Source organism: Cupriavidus sp. BIS7 (assembly GCF_000292345.1).
Classification (GTDB): domain Bacteria; phylum Pseudomonadota; class Gammaproteobacteria; order Burkholderiales; family Burkholderiaceae; genus Cupriavidus.
The window spans coordinates 88,731-104,411 of sequence record NZ_ALOU01000022.1 but is presented as its reverse complement, the minus strand read 5'-3'; the positions used below and the strand labels follow the sequence as shown (position 1 = coordinate 104,411).

The 15,681-nt window shown below is 64.1% G+C and carries 19 protein-coding genes and 1 pseudogene; 12 read left to right on the top strand and 8 right to left on the bottom strand.

Going from position 1 to position 15,681, the window contains the following annotated elements:
• Window positions 1–777, bottom strand: coding sequence for a response regulator transcription factor (locus tag B552_RS0109760; RefSeq protein WP_019448831.1), 777 nt, complete (start codon window positions 775–777; stop codon window positions 1–3).
• A 336-nt stretch (window positions 778–1,113) separates the two neighbouring features.
• Between B552_RS0109760 and cls the strand changes: the two genes are divergently transcribed.
• The 4 genes from cls (at window position 1,114) to B552_RS0109740 (ending at window position 4,452) form a co-directional block, all read left to right on the top strand.
• Window positions 1,114–2,547 (top strand): cardiolipin synthase, encoded by a 1,434-nt coding sequence (gene cls / locus B552_RS0109755; RefSeq protein ID WP_019448830.1) that lies wholly within the window; start codon window positions 1,114–1,116, stop codon window positions 2,545–2,547.
• A 101-nt stretch (window positions 2,548–2,648) separates the two neighbouring features.
• Complete coding sequence (locus B552_RS0109750; protein ID WP_019448829.1) at window positions 2,649–3,296, top strand: TetR/AcrR family transcriptional regulator; 648 nt, start codon at window positions 2,649–2,651, stop codon at window positions 3,294–3,296.
• Window positions 3,297–3,576: 280 nt separating this feature from the next.
• On the top strand, window positions 3,577–4,122 hold the full coding sequence (locus B552_RS28665) for a hypothetical protein (RefSeq protein ID WP_085958772.1): 546 nt from the start codon (window positions 3,577–3,579) through the stop codon (window positions 4,120–4,122).
• Window positions 4,123–4,272: 150 nt separating this feature from the next.
• Complete coding sequence (locus tag B552_RS0109740; protein WP_019448827.1) at window positions 4,273–4,452, top strand: hypothetical protein; 180 nt, start codon at window positions 4,273–4,275, stop codon at window positions 4,450–4,452.
• 17 nt (window positions 4,453–4,469) lie between these two features.
• Here B552_RS0109740 and B552_RS0109735 read toward each other — a convergent pair whose 3' ends face one another.
• The 4 genes from B552_RS0109735 to B552_RS0109720 form a co-directional block, all read right to left on the bottom strand.
• On the bottom strand, window positions 4,470–4,895 hold the full coding sequence (locus B552_RS0109735) for a hypothetical protein (RefSeq protein ID WP_019448826.1): 426 nt from the start codon (window positions 4,893–4,895) through the stop codon (window positions 4,470–4,472).
• Window positions 4,896–5,191: 296 nt separating this feature from the next.
• Window positions 5,192–6,289: an alpha/beta fold hydrolase gene (locus B552_RS0109730; protein ID WP_019448825.1), complete on the bottom strand. Its 1,098-nt coding sequence runs from the start codon at window positions 6,287–6,289 to the stop codon at window positions 5,192–5,194.
• Window positions 6,290–6,352: 63 nt separating this feature from the next.
• On the bottom strand, window positions 6,353–7,120 hold the full coding sequence (locus B552_RS0109725) for an AraC family transcriptional regulator (RefSeq protein ID WP_019448824.1): 768 nt from the start codon (window positions 7,118–7,120) through the stop codon (window positions 6,353–6,355).
• Entirely contained in the window at window positions 7,104–8,012 is a 909-nt protein-coding gene (locus tag B552_RS0109720; protein WP_019448823.1) for a DMT family transporter, read from the bottom strand. The genes B552_RS0109725 and B552_RS0109720 overlap by 17 nt, the downstream gene beginning before the upstream one ends.
• Before the next feature lie 242 nt (window positions 8,013–8,254).
• Here B552_RS0109720 and B552_RS0109715 point away from each other — a divergent pair, with 242 nt between their 5' ends.
• Window positions 8,255–8,770: a cupin domain-containing protein gene (locus B552_RS0109715; RefSeq protein ID WP_019448822.1), complete on the top strand. Its 516-nt coding sequence runs from the start codon at window positions 8,255–8,257 to the stop codon at window positions 8,768–8,770.
• A 215-nt stretch (window positions 8,771–8,985) separates the two neighbouring features.
• Window positions 8,986–9,564, top strand: coding sequence for a septation protein IspZ (locus B552_RS0109710; protein WP_019448821.1), 579 nt, complete (start codon window positions 8,986–8,988; stop codon window positions 9,562–9,564).
• An 18-nt stretch (window positions 9,565–9,582) separates the two neighbouring features.
• Here B552_RS0109710 and B552_RS0109705 read toward each other — a convergent pair whose 3' ends face one another.
• From B552_RS0109705 to B552_RS0109695, 3 genes are all read right to left on the bottom strand, one after another.
• Window positions 9,583–10,026 (bottom strand): cupin domain-containing protein, encoded by a 444-nt coding sequence (locus B552_RS0109705; protein WP_019448820.1) that lies wholly within the window; start codon window positions 10,024–10,026, stop codon window positions 9,583–9,585.
• Window positions 10,027–10,153: 127 nt separating this feature from the next.
• Window positions 10,154–10,795, bottom strand: a complete 642-nt coding sequence (locus B552_RS0109700) for a DUF1109 domain-containing protein (protein ID WP_019448819.1) — start codon at window positions 10,793–10,795, stop codon at window positions 10,154–10,156.
• Complete coding sequence (locus B552_RS0109695; RefSeq protein WP_026035501.1) at window positions 10,792–11,376, bottom strand: sigma-70 family RNA polymerase sigma factor; 585 nt, start codon at window positions 11,374–11,376, stop codon at window positions 10,792–10,794. The genes B552_RS0109700 and B552_RS0109695 overlap by 4 nt, the downstream gene beginning before the upstream one ends.
• Before the next feature lie 294 nt (window positions 11,377–11,670).
• On the opposite strand from B552_RS0109695, the gene B552_RS0109690 reads away from it, so the two are divergent.
• The 6 genes and pseudogenes from B552_RS0109690 to B552_RS27385 form a co-directional block, all read left to right on the top strand.
• Window positions 11,671–11,955 carry a DUF2282 domain-containing protein gene (locus B552_RS0109690; protein ID WP_019448817.1) on the top strand — a complete coding sequence of 95 codons (285 nt, stop codon included), beginning with the start codon at window positions 11,671–11,673 and terminating at the stop codon, window positions 11,953–11,955.
• A gap of 19 nt (window positions 11,956–11,974) precedes the next feature.
• A complete protein-coding gene (locus B552_RS0109685; RefSeq protein WP_019448816.1) occupies window positions 11,975–12,811 on the top strand; it encodes a DUF692 domain-containing protein in 837 nt (278 codons plus the stop codon).
• Window positions 12,808–13,578: a DNA-binding domain-containing protein gene (locus tag B552_RS0109680; RefSeq protein ID WP_019448815.1), complete on the top strand. Its 771-nt coding sequence runs from the start codon at window positions 12,808–12,810 to the stop codon at window positions 13,576–13,578. The genes B552_RS0109685 and B552_RS0109680 overlap by 4 nt, the downstream gene beginning before the upstream one ends.
• A gap of 15 nt (window positions 13,579–13,593) precedes the next feature.
• On the top strand, window positions 13,594–14,064 hold the full coding sequence (locus B552_RS0109675; protein WP_019448814.1) for a DoxX family protein: 471 nt from the start codon (window positions 13,594–13,596) through the stop codon (window positions 14,062–14,064).
• 158 nt (window positions 14,065–14,222) lie between these two features.
• Window positions 14,223–15,032: a YdcF family protein gene (locus tag B552_RS0109670; protein WP_237718185.1), complete on the top strand. Its 810-nt coding sequence runs from the start codon at window positions 14,223–14,225 to the stop codon at window positions 15,030–15,032.
• Window positions 15,033–15,165: 133 nt separating this feature from the next.
• Window positions 15,166–15,660 (top strand): annotated as a pseudogene (locus tag B552_RS27385) (metal-dependent hydrolase); the annotation flags it as partial.
• Between the last annotated feature and the right edge of the window lie 21 nt (window positions 15,661–15,681).

Below are 15,681 nucleotides of genomic sequence, written 5' to 3'. Positions count from 1 at the left end.
TTACTTGTACAGACCGGCTCCGCCCGAAGCCGAGGCAGCATGCCGGCTCGCGGCGGATAACTCGGTGCGCGCCGCGTGGTCCAGGATGTCGAGCCGATAGCCCTGCGCATACACGACGCTGACCGTGACGCCGTTTTCGGGGCAGAGATTCAGCGTACGCCGCATGCGCGATACCAGGCCGGCAAGTGCACGCGAGTAGGGCGGCAGATCGTGGCCCCAGATCGTGTTTTCGATGCGCCGGGTTGCCAGGATGCGGCCAGCGTTGGCGAACATCAGCATGGCCAGGTCGAACTCCTTCGGCGTCATCGAAATCCGCTCGCCGTTGCGCACCGCATAGCGGCCAGGATTGTTCAGTTCATAGGGGCCGGCACGCAACGGCATGGTGGTGTGCAAACGCGTGCCGTTCATGCGCCGGCGCAGTGCGGCCATGCGCGCCAGCAGTACGCGCGCGCTGAGCGGGCGCACCACGTAGTCATCGGCGCCCGCGTCAAGCGCTTCAACCATGTCGTCATCGTTGGATGCGTTGGCGAACACCACGATCGGCATGTCCCGGTTGCGCACGGCGCGAACCGTGCGGATGACATCGATGGCGGAGATATCGGGCAGTTCGCGGTCGATCAGCAGCATGTCATGGCTGTCATGGCTCAGACCGTGGATCAGGTCGCGCCCGGAACGGAAGATGTTGCATTGATAACCTGCGACGGAGAGAAGCTCCTGCAACGGGTGAAGCGGCGATGCGCTGCCGGCAAGCAGGGCGATATTTGTCTGGACATTCATACGGCACTATCAAGAAAGCAAATCGGATTGAAAACGGGTAACCATGTCTGAGCGTAGCCAGAGCATCTCGCGCGAACAATCGGAGTTCCTTTAAATGGATGGCGCCAATGTCGGAATCAAACGAATAATTGCGCCGGGCGATGCCGGTGGATACCGGGCAACCCGCCGGCTTATCCACTGTTCCTGTGGATAACCGCGTCATCGGTGCCTGCGGACGCGCGATGCGACTGCCGCGCACTGGCTTGCACAGAAAACAGGCAGACCGCGGAGCCGGGGGATGTTGGAAGTGACGTGCTGTGCCAGAATAAGGACCATTCCGTCCGGGCCTGGCTGCCTATGTTGACCCCTAGCGTGATTGCCGCGATCGTTGTGACGTTCCACGTGGTGGGCGTGCTTGCCGCGCTGCACGCGGTCATCACGGTACGTACCGCGCCCGGCGCGATTGCCTGGGCGGGATCGCTGGTCATGATGCCGTACCTGTCGCTGATTCCGTATCTGATATTCGGGCGCAGCCGATTCGCCGGATACGTGAATGCGCGCCGCTTCAACAACCACCGGTTGCGCGAGATCCGGCAGAGCATGAGCTCGCAGGAACTCCAGGCGCTCAGTGCCTGCCTGGTGATGAGTCCCGAGCAGGAGTGCATGCGTGCATTGCCGCGCCTGACCGGCATGCCGTGCCTGGGCAACAACGATGTACGGCTGTTGATCAATGGCACCGCAACGTTCGAGGCGATCTTTGCCGCGATCGATGCCGCCACGCAGGTCGTGCTGGTGCAGTTCTTTATCGTTCACGACGACGAACTCGGACGCGAGCTTCAGCGCCGCATGTGCCAGCGCGCGCAGGCCGGGGTCCGGGTCTACTTTCTTTACGACAGCATCGGCTGCCACGCGTTGAGCCGTGGCTATCTGCGCGTGCTCGAGGACGCCGGCGTCAACGTGCGATCGTTCGCCACGCACCCCGGCTTCGTCAACCGCTTCCAGCTCAATTTCCGCAACCATCGCAAGCTGGTCATCGTCGATGGCGCGCACGCGTTTGTCGGTGGCCACAACGTCGGCAATGAATACCTGGGCAAGCGCCCGCCGCTCGCCCCCTGGCGCGACACGCACATCGAGATTCGCGGTGCGGCCGTGCTGGAACTGCAGATGACCTTCTCCGAGGACTGGTACTGGGCCGCGCGCGAGGTGCCCTACCTGCTGCTGCCGCCACCGGGGCACGTGGGCGAGATGGTGTGTCAGATCGTGCCGTCGGGCCCGGCCGATGCGCAGGAAACCTGCTCGCTGTTCTTCGTCGAAGCGATTCAGGCCGCGCGCAAGCGGGTCTGGATTACGTCGCCATACTTCGTGCCCGACGAAGCCGTGTTCGCGATGCTGCGGCTTGCGGTGCTGCGTGGCGTGGATGTGCGAATCCTGATACCGGCCCGGCCCGATCATCTTGTGGTCTACGGCGCCTCAACGATCTACGCCTACCAGGCCATTTGCGCCGGCGTGAAGATGTACCGCTACCAGCCGGGCTTCCTGCATCAGAAGGTGATTCTGGTCGACGATGAGGCAGCCGCGGTGGGCACCGCGAACCTCGACAACCGGTCTTTCCGGCTCAATTTCGAAATGATGGTCATGACGGCGCACCCGGAGTTTGCCGCGAGCGTGGCGGAGATGCTTGAAGCGGACTTTGCCGAAGCCCGCCAGATCGACCGCGACGACTTTCTCGGCGCCCCCGCCATCCTTCGCGTGGCCATGCACGTGGCCAAGCTGTTTGCGCCGATTCTCTGAAGGCCTGACGTATCGAGGCCAGATCTCACGCTGGCACTCCTTGTGTACACTGTCTACTATTGTTACAAGTCGCCCTGGACGCTGTCCACAAGGGAATTAGCATGAACCGTACCGCCGCAGCCACGCCGCCAACCCGGACCACCTATCGACATGGCGATCTGCGCCGGGCCTTGCTCGAAGCCGGTATCGACCTTGCGCGCCACGGTGGTCCGGACGCCATCATCCTTCGTGAAGCCACGCGCCGTGCCGGGGTAGTGCCCAATGCGGCATATCGGCATTTCGCCAGCCGTCAGGACCTGCTGCAAGCGGTGCGCGCGTCGGCACTGTCGAGCCTGGCGGTCGCCATGGAGGCCGAACTGGCGACGATTCCACCGGATGCCTCGCCGGCCGATCGGGCGCGTGCCAGCTTGCGAGCCGTAGGCACCGGCTATCTTCGCTTCGCCATGACCGAGACCGGTCTGTTCCGCACCGCATTCTCCGTTCCCGACGAGGTCGAGGACGATGTCGATCCGTCCAAGGCCGGCGAAAGCGGCCTGAATCCATTCCAGTTGCTGGGTGCGGCGCTGGATCGCTGGGTCGATGCAGGGCTTTTGCCACCCGAACGGCGGCCGGGCGCGGAGTACATCGCGTGGTCGGCAGTGCACGGGCTGGCTGTGCTGCTGATCGACGGTCCGCTGCGCGGCCATGCGAGGGAACAGGCTGCTCTGCTTGGCCAGAGGCTGCTCGATCTGGTGGAGAAGGGGCTATAGAACCGAACCAGCGATGGAACGAGCGATGAAAAAAAAGGATGCCACAGGGACGGGGGCCATGTGGCATCTGAAGGATAGAGTTTCAGGGGAGGGGTCAACCCTGAACTCGGTTGGGTCACCCGCATTGCACGGGCGAGGGCCAGTGTAAGGAGACGATTCTGAAACGAGAATCGGAGAAATCCGAAAAATGGACTTCTTGAGGCAGTTTTTGTCTAATTGACTATCGGATCGTGTATTCCGATGTCGACATTCACGTGAGTCGGGCTTGCGGGAGACAAAAATGAGGGGCGCCAACAAATGGGGCCTGGCGGGAGCGGCAGGGGCCGCGTTGATGCTGGCCGGCTGCGCAACCTACCCCGGGTACGACACCGCCCCTGGCTACGACATCAATTACCCGTTGGGAGATCTGGGCCCCGTCTATGGGGGATATCCGGGCTACGACTATGACTATTCGTACCCCTACTGGTACGGATATCCGTACGGGTACGCCAGTGGATACCCGTACTGGCCCGCGTACTGGCCCGTCTATGGTGGCGGGGTGTTCTTTGGAAGCTTCTGGTACGGGTGCTGCCACTACCACTACAGCCACTACAGCCACTACAGCCACTACGGCTGGTACGGGCATGGATACCGCGGCTACTACGGATACCGCGGCTATGATTACCACGGCTACGGGTACCACGGCTACTATCACGGCGGCCCCGGCTATGCCGGGTTCCAGGGAACCCCGGGCGTCCAGGGGGCTGGCGGATTTCATGGATGGGCCGGTGGAGGCCGTGGAGGCGGCCGGGGTGGCGGTGGCGGCCGTGGCGGGGGACATCATTGAGAGTTACCATCAACGCAGGCCACCAGGATTCGTGGCGACACGCATACCACACACCACACATACGCCGCCGCACCTGATGTCTCACTCGGAGACGCCATCAAGATTGCTGCACTTCATCCTGATAGCGTCATTTCAAATGGAGTTGATGACATGAGCAAGCACGATCCCGCAAAGACACCCGCTACTTCCACCACCAGGAAGGACAAGGGCAAAGAGGAAGGTCACGACCAGGATCTGGACGAGGCCCTGCGTGAGACGTTTCCCGCCAGTGATCCGATTGCAGTAGACACGCGCAAGCCAGCCAAGGGTGGCAAGGGCGGCAAGGGGTAGGAGCGTTACGGTGGGCGTTATGGAAGCTGGCGCAACTGCCCGATGACGGACATCAGCCGCCCATGCGCGACGGTGACAGCCGCTTCGTCCTGTAGGGCTTCCTGGTAACGCTTGCGAAAATCCACGTCCCCGCGCTCGCTGAACAGCTTCTGCGCTGCACCTGCCACAGCGCGGCATGTAGCGTCGTGATGCTCGTCGCCATCGAGTTCTTCGTCGATCTCGATGATCAGCCTCGATAGCGGATCGAGCCAGCGGAAGAATGATTCCTCGGTCACGAGCTGCACGAACTGGCCTGCGGGAATCGGACCGTGCAGTCGTTCATACTGGCCACGGTCATATCCGATGACTTCCTTGTGAACCTGGAGCAGCGCCGCGCGTAATGCTTGGAGCCCCGAGCGGCGGGTTTCCTGGATCGCAAGGAACTGTTCGCTGGGCATGCCCATCTCCACTTTCCTGTTCATGGGCAGGCTGAAAACACTTGTCCATCTGCGGCGCCCTCCCGGGGTACGCCAGTGCCTGCCCGCTGTTATATCGGGCACACGCGTTCACGCTCGGCGGCGTGCACGGTGCGAAGTCAGTATAGGCAGCAGGGCAGGCGCGATCTAGCGCGGACGCCTAGCGAAATACCCGTATTGCGGCCCCGCCGCAAACAATGGCGGTCATGCGGGACGCGCCATCGCCATGCAGCGGGCATTGCACTGCGGTATCAATCGGCAGGCACGGTGGGGCGATTGCGGCGTTACTTCTGCGGTGGCAGGTTCTGCAGAAGCTCTACGAGATAGCTCTTCCAGACCTCGGGGTGCTGCAGTGTCTGGTGCCCGTATGTGTGCTCGCTCTCGGGCAGCTCCACGAACTTGCCCTTCGGCACCTTGGGCACTGTGCGTTGCATGGTGCCCAGGTCCACGGCGTTGATCATGTCGTCCGCAAAGTTCACCGCGTAGAGCGGCGCGCGGATCTTGCCGAGTTCGGGCTCGGGGTTGTAATCCCATGACGACTCGAACCAGTAGAGATAGTCGTTGGCATCCACGCTGCGGGTTTCGGCCACGGTCCGGTCCATGTACTGGTTGACCTGGTCGCGCGTCGGCGCGGCTTTCTGCAGCGTGGCCGCGCTCTGCGTCATCAATGAGAACAACGGGACCGTATGGGTCCAGTGCTTTGGCTGCCGCGTGTAATTGCCGCCGTTCCAGTCCGGGTCATTGCGGATGGCATCGATCAGCATGCGGCGCCACAACCAGTTGCGGCCGGACATCGCCACGGGTTGGCTGGCAATCGGCATCAGCGCATCCATCATGTCCGGATGACGCTCGCCCCATAGCCACGTCTGCATGCCGCCCATCGATGTGCCGAGCACCAGGCGCAGATGATCGACCTTGAGCCCTTCGGTCAGCAGCCGGTAGTGGCCCTCCACCACGTCGTTGTACCCGTAGCGCGGGAACGAGGCGCGCATGCCGTCGCTGGGTTTGCTCGATCCGCCACGGCCGATGCCGTCCGGCATGATGATGTAGTAGCGCGATGCGTCGAGCGGTTGTCCCGCCGCGAACAGTTCCTTCTGCATCAGCGGCGTCAGGTATGCGCGGCCGGTGCCGGTGGTGCCGTGAAGCAGCAGCACGGCGTTCTTGACCTTGCCGTCAGCGCCGCGCGTGGGCGTGCCTAGCGTGGCGTAGTGCAGCTTGACGATCGGCAGCGTTTGTCCATTCTGGAAGCGGAAGTCGCTCGCTTCGAAGTCGCCTTCGTGGGGCTGCATTGAGGGCGCCGGGGTTTGCGCGTATGCCATGCCGCAAGCCAGCGCGGCTGCCACTGCGAAGTGTCGGACTGCAATCGCCACGATGCTTTTCATTGATGTCTCCCTGTTGTGGTTCGAGTACGCGCGATCATACGCGCGGCGGGAGAAGTCTGCCGCTCAGGCCAGCGCGGCGGCGCGCCAGGTGCCCGGGGGCTTGCCGAACCGGCGGGTGAATGCGCGTGTGAAGGTGGTCTGGTCGGGGTAGCCAATCGCGTATGCGATCTCTGCCAGCGGCATGGTGCCGGACATCAGCCATTGCACGGCCTGGTCGAGCCGCAGGCGCGTCTGATAGCCGTGGGGCGTATCGCCGAATGCTTCGCAGAACAGCGTGTGGAAGCGGCGCGGACCCCAGCCGATACGGGCCGCGAGCTGGTCGACGCGCAATGGCGACGCGAGGTTGGCGCGCATGAACGCATCGATAGCCATCACCGGAAAACGCGCGGCATCGTCGTGCGCGTCGTCAAGGCCGAGTGCCGATGCGAGGCCGCAGGCCAGGGTGGCGGCGCGTTGCCATGCGTGTTGTGCGGGCACGGCATCGTTTTGGGGGCGTGTCGCCAGCGAGCGTACGCGCGTGGCAAGACCCGTATCGATCGAGAACGTGCGTGGCCGTGCCATCAGCCGCGCTGGCAGTGCCACGGAGCTTGCAGGAAAGTCCGCTACGACCTGAAGGTTGCGGGTCAGTCCGGCGCAGACATGGTGCGCGCCCGCAGGCACTACGAGTCCATGTTCGCCATCGACCCGATAGGCATGACCGTCGATCTCGAGTTCGATCGCACCATCCATGCCGAACAGCAACTGGTGGTAGTCGTGCGCATGGCCGAACGGCTGCGGCGAATAGCAGCGCGGCTCCACCAGCGGTGCGGTGTGTTCAACGAGCTTCGGCATGTTGCGGTTTGCCTTGCGTCTGGCAGAGCCACACGCCGATACCGGCCACGGCCATGCCAAGCCACTGGAGCGGGCCAAGCCGGTCGCCGAACAGCAGGGCCGCCTGCACGGCGGCCAGCGGCGGCGCCAGGAACATCAACGCGGCTGCATTGGCGGCCTGGCCGCGACGCACCAGGCCCAGCAGCAGCCAAGTGCCCAGTCCGGACAGCACGAACGCGGCCCAGGCCAGCGACGCCCACAGCGTCACGCCCGTTTCCCAACGCAGCGCGCCGGCACCACCGGTGGCGACGACGAGCACGCCGGCCACCAGCATGGCGCCAACGTTCTGCCATGCCGAACTGGCGCGGATATCCGCCCTGGAGATCGAGGTCTTTTGCAGCAGGGTTCCCATCGTGATGGAGAGAATGGCAAGCACGCCGGTCAGCACGATCCATGGCGACACCGCGTGCGGCGCGCCAGCCTGCATGGCCGGCAACACCACCAGGCCCACGCCAAGCGCGCCCAGCGCAAGCCCGCGCCACGTGCGTGAGGAAGGTAGCTCCTTTAGCAGGGGAATGGCAAGCAACGCGGTCAGCAGCGGCTGCAGGGCGCCCAGCAGTGCCATGATCGACGGAGACAGGCCATGCGCCACCGCGCCATAGCCCGCGCACAGATAGATTCCCTGCATCAGCGCGCCGGCCAGCAGGTGGCGTGGCACCTGTGCGAGCGGTGGCCAGTCGGCGCGGCCGGCCGTTGCGGCTGCAGCGAACATCAGCGCGGCCAGCGCAAAGCGCGCAAGCAGGAACAGGTTGCTGTCGGCAACCGGCACGACGGCCTTGCCGACGATGAATCCGGTCGACCAGATCAGGACAAAGGCCATGGCCGGCAGCCAGGCGGGAACGGGGCGCGACATTGTTTGGAAACCGGGTGGGGCCTTGCACTGGCCGAAGTACGGGAAATTGTCCGGGAGACTATCGCGGCGGAAGGCCGGCCGTCTTGGCATTTCCTGCATTCTTGGCGCGGGCGCCGGATGGCGGCGTCGGCGCGCCCCCGTATTCTGTCATGCGCGGCTTTCGGGTAAGGTGGCGCATCCAGCGCACCAAAGACGCTCCCAAAGACGCGCCCCCAATCACAAGTACTCAACACCCGCCAACCATGCCCACGAACCGGCTGCCACAGCGCCTGATCGACGAACTGGCCCTCGTCCCGCACCCGGAGGGCGGCTTCTACCGCGAGACCTACCGGGACCCGGCGCGTATCAAACGCGTCACTGACGGCGCCGAACGGTCGGCATCCACGGCGATCTACTACCTTCTGACCGATGACGCATATTCAGCCTGGCATCGCATCCAGTCCGACGAGGGGTGGCATTTCTATGCCGGTGACGTGCTCAATGTGCACGTGCTGACACCTGATGGCGCGCTGACCCTCCACCGGCTTGGCAACCCGCTTAGCCAGCCGGGCACGGTCTTCCAGGCGGTGGTGCCCGCCGGATGCTGGTTTGCAGCGGAACGGGCGGCCGGTGCGGCAGGCTATGCGCTGGTCGGATGCACGGTGGCACCCGGATTCGAGTTCAGCGAGTTCGAACTGGCCGATCCGGCGGAGGTGGCACGGCTTGCGTCATCGCACCCGCGTCATGCCGCGTTGATCACCCGGCTGGGCAAGGCCTGAAGCTGTTTCAGCAGGCCGGTACAGGCACACGACGACCGTGGCCAGCGCAGCACGCACCGCCCCGCCGCCTCCGGACCAACCCTGATCCCGCCGCTTTCTCCTTGACACGCCACCACGTGTCTCCGATAGTTGCGCAAACTATGCGGTGATTAGTTTGATGTCGCACCGCTGCTTCCGGTGTGAAGACACCTGATGGAAACACGGAAAGGTTCTGCATGCGCGCACTTCTCTACGCCGTTCGCCCGGTCCTGTTCGATTCGCTTGGCGTCATCGTGTTCGCTGTTCTGTTCGCCATGAAGGTGGACACACTGGTGGCCACGGCAGCCGGCGTGGTCGTGGCCGTCGCCGTGGTCCTCTGGGCGAAACTGCGCCACGAGCCGATTGCCGCGCTGCAATGGATCAGCCTGATCAGCGTGCTGGTGTCTGCCGCTGCGACGATGCTGACCAATGATCCGCGCTACGTCATGGGCAAGCCGAGCGTGCTGTACGCGCTGGTCGGCTTTGTGATGCTGCGCGGCGGCTGGATGCACCGTTATGTACCGCCGATCGCACGTGAACGCATGGGCGATCTGCTGACACGCTACGGCTATCTCTGGGCCGCGCTGATGCTTGCCACGGCTGCGCTGAACCTGCTGGTGGCGGTAGCGTTCACAGCGTGGTGGCCGTTGTTTATCGCGGCATTTCCGCTGGCGTCGAAGCTTGTTCTGTTCGGCATCCAGTTCACGCAGATGAAGCTGACCGCGCGCAGGATGGGCATTGTGCAGGCGCCAGTCGGTGGGGAAGGGGCCGCTTGAGTGGCGGCCTGACCGGGTTCACGGTTCGACGTGGACCCCGCATCTGTTGGCGATATCCAGCAGTTTTTCAACGTCCGGCGGGCCCGGTGCAATTTCCGCGTCGATCGTCCTGAACAAGCTGGCCGCGTTGCCGCCGTGGCTGGTGATCGAGAGCATTTCGCCGCCCCCGGCCCCAAACCGGAAACTATGGAGCGTGCCGGCTGGAAGGTGAACCAGCGCGCCACGCGTGGCGGCCATGGTCGTGTCGCCATAACTGATTTCCACGCTGCCGCCGAGGACGAAGAAAGTCTCGTCCCAGTCATGGCTATGGGGTGGAGGTCCGGTGCCTTCGTCGCCTTGCTGGAAGAAGATCTCGTAGCCTTGCGTGGCCGCCTTCGAGGCCAATACGGTGATCTTCTCGCCCACCACGTTCAGGGCACGGTCATACGCGTCCGGTGTTACCACAAAAGGCAGCGGCTTCATGGCATCTCCCGCCTGGCTGATCCGAGTGGCATTCATTGTAGTGGTCAGGTTTCCACCGGGGCAGGCACTCGGTCTGTCCGCCATGCCACGCTGTGTGTCCCGCCGCACACAGTCCGGACGCACGTCCCTACCAGCGCAGCAGCCGTGGCCCCAGCAGCCAGCCGGCCAGTGCCGGGATAAGCATTCCCACCACGTACCAGACTGCCCAGAACGGGACTTCCATTTCCGGGCAATGCAGGCAGTACGCCACCGTTGCCACCGAACTCGCCAGCAGGCCGGCCATGGCGCCAGCCGTGCGCAGGCGCGTTGGGGCCATCTGGCGCACGGCCCAGATCACCGCCACGAACAGCGGCACCGAGAGAAGGGCGATATTGAAGGGGCAACTCTTCCAGGTCAGGCCGAGTATCAGGCGCAGCCGGTCTCCGTCTGGGGCATTTGCCAGCACCGCCAGCGCGCCGATCCAGACGATAAGCACCGGCATAGCCGGCACCGCCCACCGGGTACCCACGTCCGCACCCGGTACCACGAGCCGCTTGAGCACCAGGAAGGACGCCACCGCTAGCGAAAACGGCAGCGCCACCTTGATCCAGAACACCGGCGTGACCAGCATCTGCCCGATATCGGGGCGTACGCCGTACAAGGCGGCCAGCAGGACCAGCGCCCCGGCACCGCCAAGGACGATGGCGCGCACGAACGCGCGGCGCATGACATGCCTGTCCACCGGACGGATGCCGGTAGCCAGCAGGGAAACAAGGTCGTCGGTTTTCATGATGTGAACAAGCGTGCTTTGGCGGCCAGGGCTTTCAGGCCGCGGTGAATCCCCACCTTGACCGCCGATTCGGACAGCCCCGTCAGACGGGCCGTTTCCGCCACCGACAGGCCCTCAAGCTTCACATGGACGATAGGCAGGCGCTGCTTGTCGGGCAGTTGCTGAAGCAGGCCGTTGATATCGAGCCTGGCGTCGTTGGCCGGCGCCTCGTCGCTATAGGAAAGGATGTCGGCCAGGTCGTCGAGCGGCTCGGTTGCCCCCTGCCGCGAACGGCTGCGCAGGAAGTCCAGGAGCTTGTAGCGGGCGATCGCATAAACCCAGGCCGTCAGCGGTTCTTCCGCACGATAGGTATGGCGCGCATTGTGCACCGCAAGCAACGTCTCCTGGACGATGTCCTCCACTTCATCCTGCAACTGATAGAGCCGCCGACGGACGAAGGCGCGCAGCCGGCTGGTGAGTTCGGTCAGGAACGCGTGATAGGCGGCCTGGTCGCCATCCAGCCCGGCCAGGATCAGCGCGCGCAGGCGCTGCTCGACCGCGTCCATCGCTTCGATGCCGGCACGCTCTGGGGTTCGCTTCATGCGGGTGAAGACTGCAAGAAAGTTTGACCGATCAACATTGTCGGAAAGTTCTGGAGCGATCGCTTCGAAATGATATGTGAGGGCGCCCATGGCGACAATCCGCGAGCATGTGGTTCTCTTTTATTCGTTCGCGCAGCCCGTCTGGTTACACCGGGCTGCAAAAAAATATTCCGCGATGCTGCTGTAACCGGACGCGGACGCCTTGCGAATTGACAGACAGATCATCCGACGGACCCACAACGTGCCACGGATATCTGACCTTCTTTCATTCATTCGCTCTCAAGGAGTCCCACCATGAATACCATCAAGCTCGCAGCCGCCGTTACGCTGGCAGCCCTGACTTCCGGCGTTGCGCTGGCGCAGACCGGTACGATGCAGCCCGCCAAGGACAAGCCGGCCATGGAGAAGTGCTACGGCGTGTCGCTGGCTGGCCAGAACGACTGCAAGGCCGGCGCGGGCACCACCTGCGCAGGCACCCAGAAGACTGACTATCAGGGCGACCACTTCAAGAACGTGCCCGCAGGTACCTGCACCGGCATCAAGACGCCTCACGGCATGGGCTCGCTGAAGCCAATGTGAGATGAGGAGGCCGTCAGCCATGAAAGCGATGCCGCGTGCGGGGCTTGGGCTCAAGCCTCAGCACTTTGACGACGCCCTGTATTGCCCTGCGCCGGGCATCTGGTTCGAAGTCCATCCCGAGAACTACCTGATGGCGGGAGGTCCGCGGCTGGCATGGCTGGACGCCATCCGCGAACGCCATCCGGTGGCACTGCACGGGGTGTCGCTTTCGCTGGCCGGCGATGCACCGCCGGACGAGGCCCATCTGGATCGCTTGCAAAGCTTGATGCGCCGGATCGAGCCGATGCTGGTTTCGGAACACCTGGCCTGGTCGACATTGGACGGGCGCTATGTGCCCGATCTGCTGCCCGTGGCCCGCACGACCGACCGGCTGGTGCGGGTGGCGGCCAATATCTCCCGTGTTCAGGATCGACTGGGCTGCCCGATTGCGCTGGAGAACCCGTCGCACTACCTGCGCATGGACCGGCACGAATGGAGCGAGACCGATTTCCTGGCCGAGCTTGTGCGGCGCACGGGCTGCGGCCTGCTGCTGGATATCAACAACGTGTATGTCAGCGCGCGAAACATGGGGTATGACGCGTGGGACTACCTGACCCGTGTGCCAGCCGAGGCGGTGCGGGAAATTCATCTGGCCGGGCATAGCCGGGACGACGAACTCGGCGAGGCGCTGCTGATCGATTCCCACGACGCGCCGGTGGCAGATGCCGTATGGGCGCTGTACCGCCGGTTCGTGGAGCGCGTTGGCGAGCGCCCGACGCTGATCGAGCGCGACGGCAACATTCCCGATTTCGCCGAATTGCTTGCCGAACGGGACCGTGCGCAGGAGATCCTGGCTGCGGAGGTGGCCACACCATGAACGCCAATTCCAACGCCAACGCCAACGGAAACAGCTATCAGCACGACTTCCTGCGCGCGCTCTACGCGACGGACGGCAGCGCTCCGCCGCTGATTGAACTGACGAGCCAACCGGGCTTCAAGGTCTATCGCAATACCGTACTCAAGGGCTGCGTGGATGCGCTGGCGGCCAATTTCCCGACCGTCGTGCGGCTGGTGGGGGAGGACTGGTTCCGCGCGGCGGCTCTTGTTTATGCGTGTGCCGAGCCCCCCGGCAGTGTTTGCCTGATCGATTACGGCAACGGGTTTGCCGACTTTCTCTCAGGCTTCGAACCTGCGTCGGAGTTGCCGTATCTGGCGGACGTGGCCAGGCTGGACAGGCTCTGGATCGAATCGCACGTGGCGGCCGACGACATGGCGCTGGACGCATCGGCGTTTGCGGGGCTGGCCGGTGCAGACCTGCTGCAAGCGGTGTTGCGCCCCGGTGCCAGCGTGCGCTGGCGCTGGTTCGAGACGCCGGCGTATTCGATCTGGCAGGCCAATCGGGAACTGCGCGCGCTGGATGGCGAGCTGGAATGGACCGGGGAGGGCGCCTTGCTGACCCGGCCGGACGGCGGCGTGGTCTGGCAGCGTGCCAGCCGGGGCATGTGCGCATTCCTGGATGCCTGTGCCGCTGGCAATGACCTGCAGGCCGCCAGCCAGATCGCCATCGACGCGGAACCGGGTATCGACATCGGCCACATGCTGGCCATGTTGATCGGCGCACGCGTGTTTGTTGACATTCACTGAGCACAGAGGATTGCCATGTTCGATATTTCCCACACCGAATCGAAGGCGCCGGCCGATACCACGCTCTGGGCCCGCATCACCACGCACGCTTCACGGCTGATCAGCGATTCATTGCTGGCATTGCTGGCACGCCTGGCGATTGCCTCGGTCTTCTTCCTGTCCGGGCGCACCAAAGTCACCGGGCTGCTGACGATCAAGGACAGCACCTATTCGCTGTTCGAACAGGAATACAAGCTGCCGCTGGTCTCGCCGGAACTTGCGGCGCACCTGGCCGCCTATGCCGAGCATCTGTTTCCGGTGCTGCTGGTACTCGGGCTCTTCACGCGTTCGGCGGCGCTGGCGCTGCTGGGCATGACGCTGGTTATCGAGATCTTTGTCTACCCCGATGCGTGGCCGACTCACCTGACGTGGGCCGCGCTGCAGCTGTTCCTGATAGGCCGCGGCGCCGGCGCGCTCTCACTTGATCGCGTGTTTGGCATCAAGTAGCGCGCCCGGTCCGAAGATCTTCTCGCGCCACCCGACGACGGCCGGCATCTGGCGGATACGATTCCTGCCGCCGGCCCGGTGGCCCCGTGGCCCCGGGCTGTCCGGCACTCCGCAGAGCGCGTAGCATTGAGGGTCTCAGGACAACTTTTGCATGGGTGATGAGTGAGATGCGAGGTGGCTTGCCGGGATGGCGGCTGGCCATGGCTGTTGTGGGTGCCTTGTTGGTTGGCGATGGCCTGGTGCTGATGCTGCGGGGATTGTTCAACTTTGGCATCGTGCTGCCCGGCGTACTTGGCATCGCCTTGATGGGTCTGGCCTGGCGCTGGGACACCGTTGCCCGGTGGCGCGCCGCGCAACCGTGGCGTCAATGGCTCTGGCGTGCCGGCTGGGTGGCGCTGATTGCGTGGCTGGGCAGCCTGGCGCTGTTCTTCCAGTTCATGCGCCACGATATTGCCAGTCTCGCGCCGAAGGCTTCGGCGGGGGCGATGCCATCGGCCATCATCATTCTCGGTTCGGGTTCGCCTAACTGCGAGGTGTCGCCCACGCTTGCGGCCCGGCTCGACGATGGTTTGCAACAGGCGCGCCGATTCCCGGAGGCCGCGGTAGTTGTCAGCGGTGGCCAGGATTTCGGCCGACTGCCGTGCACCGAGGCCGGCATCATGGGGGATTACCTGCTGGCTCATGGACTGGCCCCGGATCGCCTGATCCGTGAGGATCGCAGCACCAGCACCGCCGAGAACATGCACTTCAGCCGCCAGTTGCTGGTGCAGCACGGTATCCGCACAACCGATCCGGTGATTGTGGTGACCAGCGACTTCCACCTGATGCGCGCGGAACGCATTGCTCGCAAGGCCGGCTTTGCCTCGGTGTCCGGCGCGGCCGCGCCCACACCGCTTTACATCCGCTACAACGCCTGGCTACGCGAGTATTTCGCGTATATCAGCGGCTGGCTGCTGGGCGAGTACTAGACCGGACCGAGCCGCCGGTGTCGGCATAACAAGACGCCGCAACGAGCGCGATGCCTGGCGCTGGCGTTTCACAGCCATATCTGCCAAGATTGCGCCCCCTTACTGACCACCGGCAAACAAGCGCAGTCGCATCATGGCCTCACGGAAAGCACACCACGCCACCGGATGGGCGGCCGCAGTCATCGCCGCCTCCGTTATCGCGAAGTGCGGTGGTGGAGGGTGGGCAAGCGCGGCAGGCTTCGTGGCGGCGCTGCTTGGCAGCACCGCACCGGACTGGCTGGAAGTGGCCTGGTGGTCAAGGTCGCGTCGCCTGTGGATTACCCATCGGACCTGGACGCACTGGGGCATCGCGTGGATCGGCTTCCTGCTGTGGGCATACTATGCACTGGGCACGCATGCGCTGGCGGCGCCGGCATTCGGCTTTGCCTGCGGCGGCGTCATGCACCTGCTGGCCGACTGGCCAAACCCGCTCGGCGTCCCATGGATTGCGGGACGCCACTCGCTAAATTGGTGGAAAAGCGGGCGCTGCGACCTCATCATCGTCACGCTGTCCTGGCTGATCGCGTTGGCCGTTTCCGACGAGATCTGGCTTCACGGAAGACATGGCATCGCGCTGATGCACCATTTCACTGCTGCCATGAACTGGCAG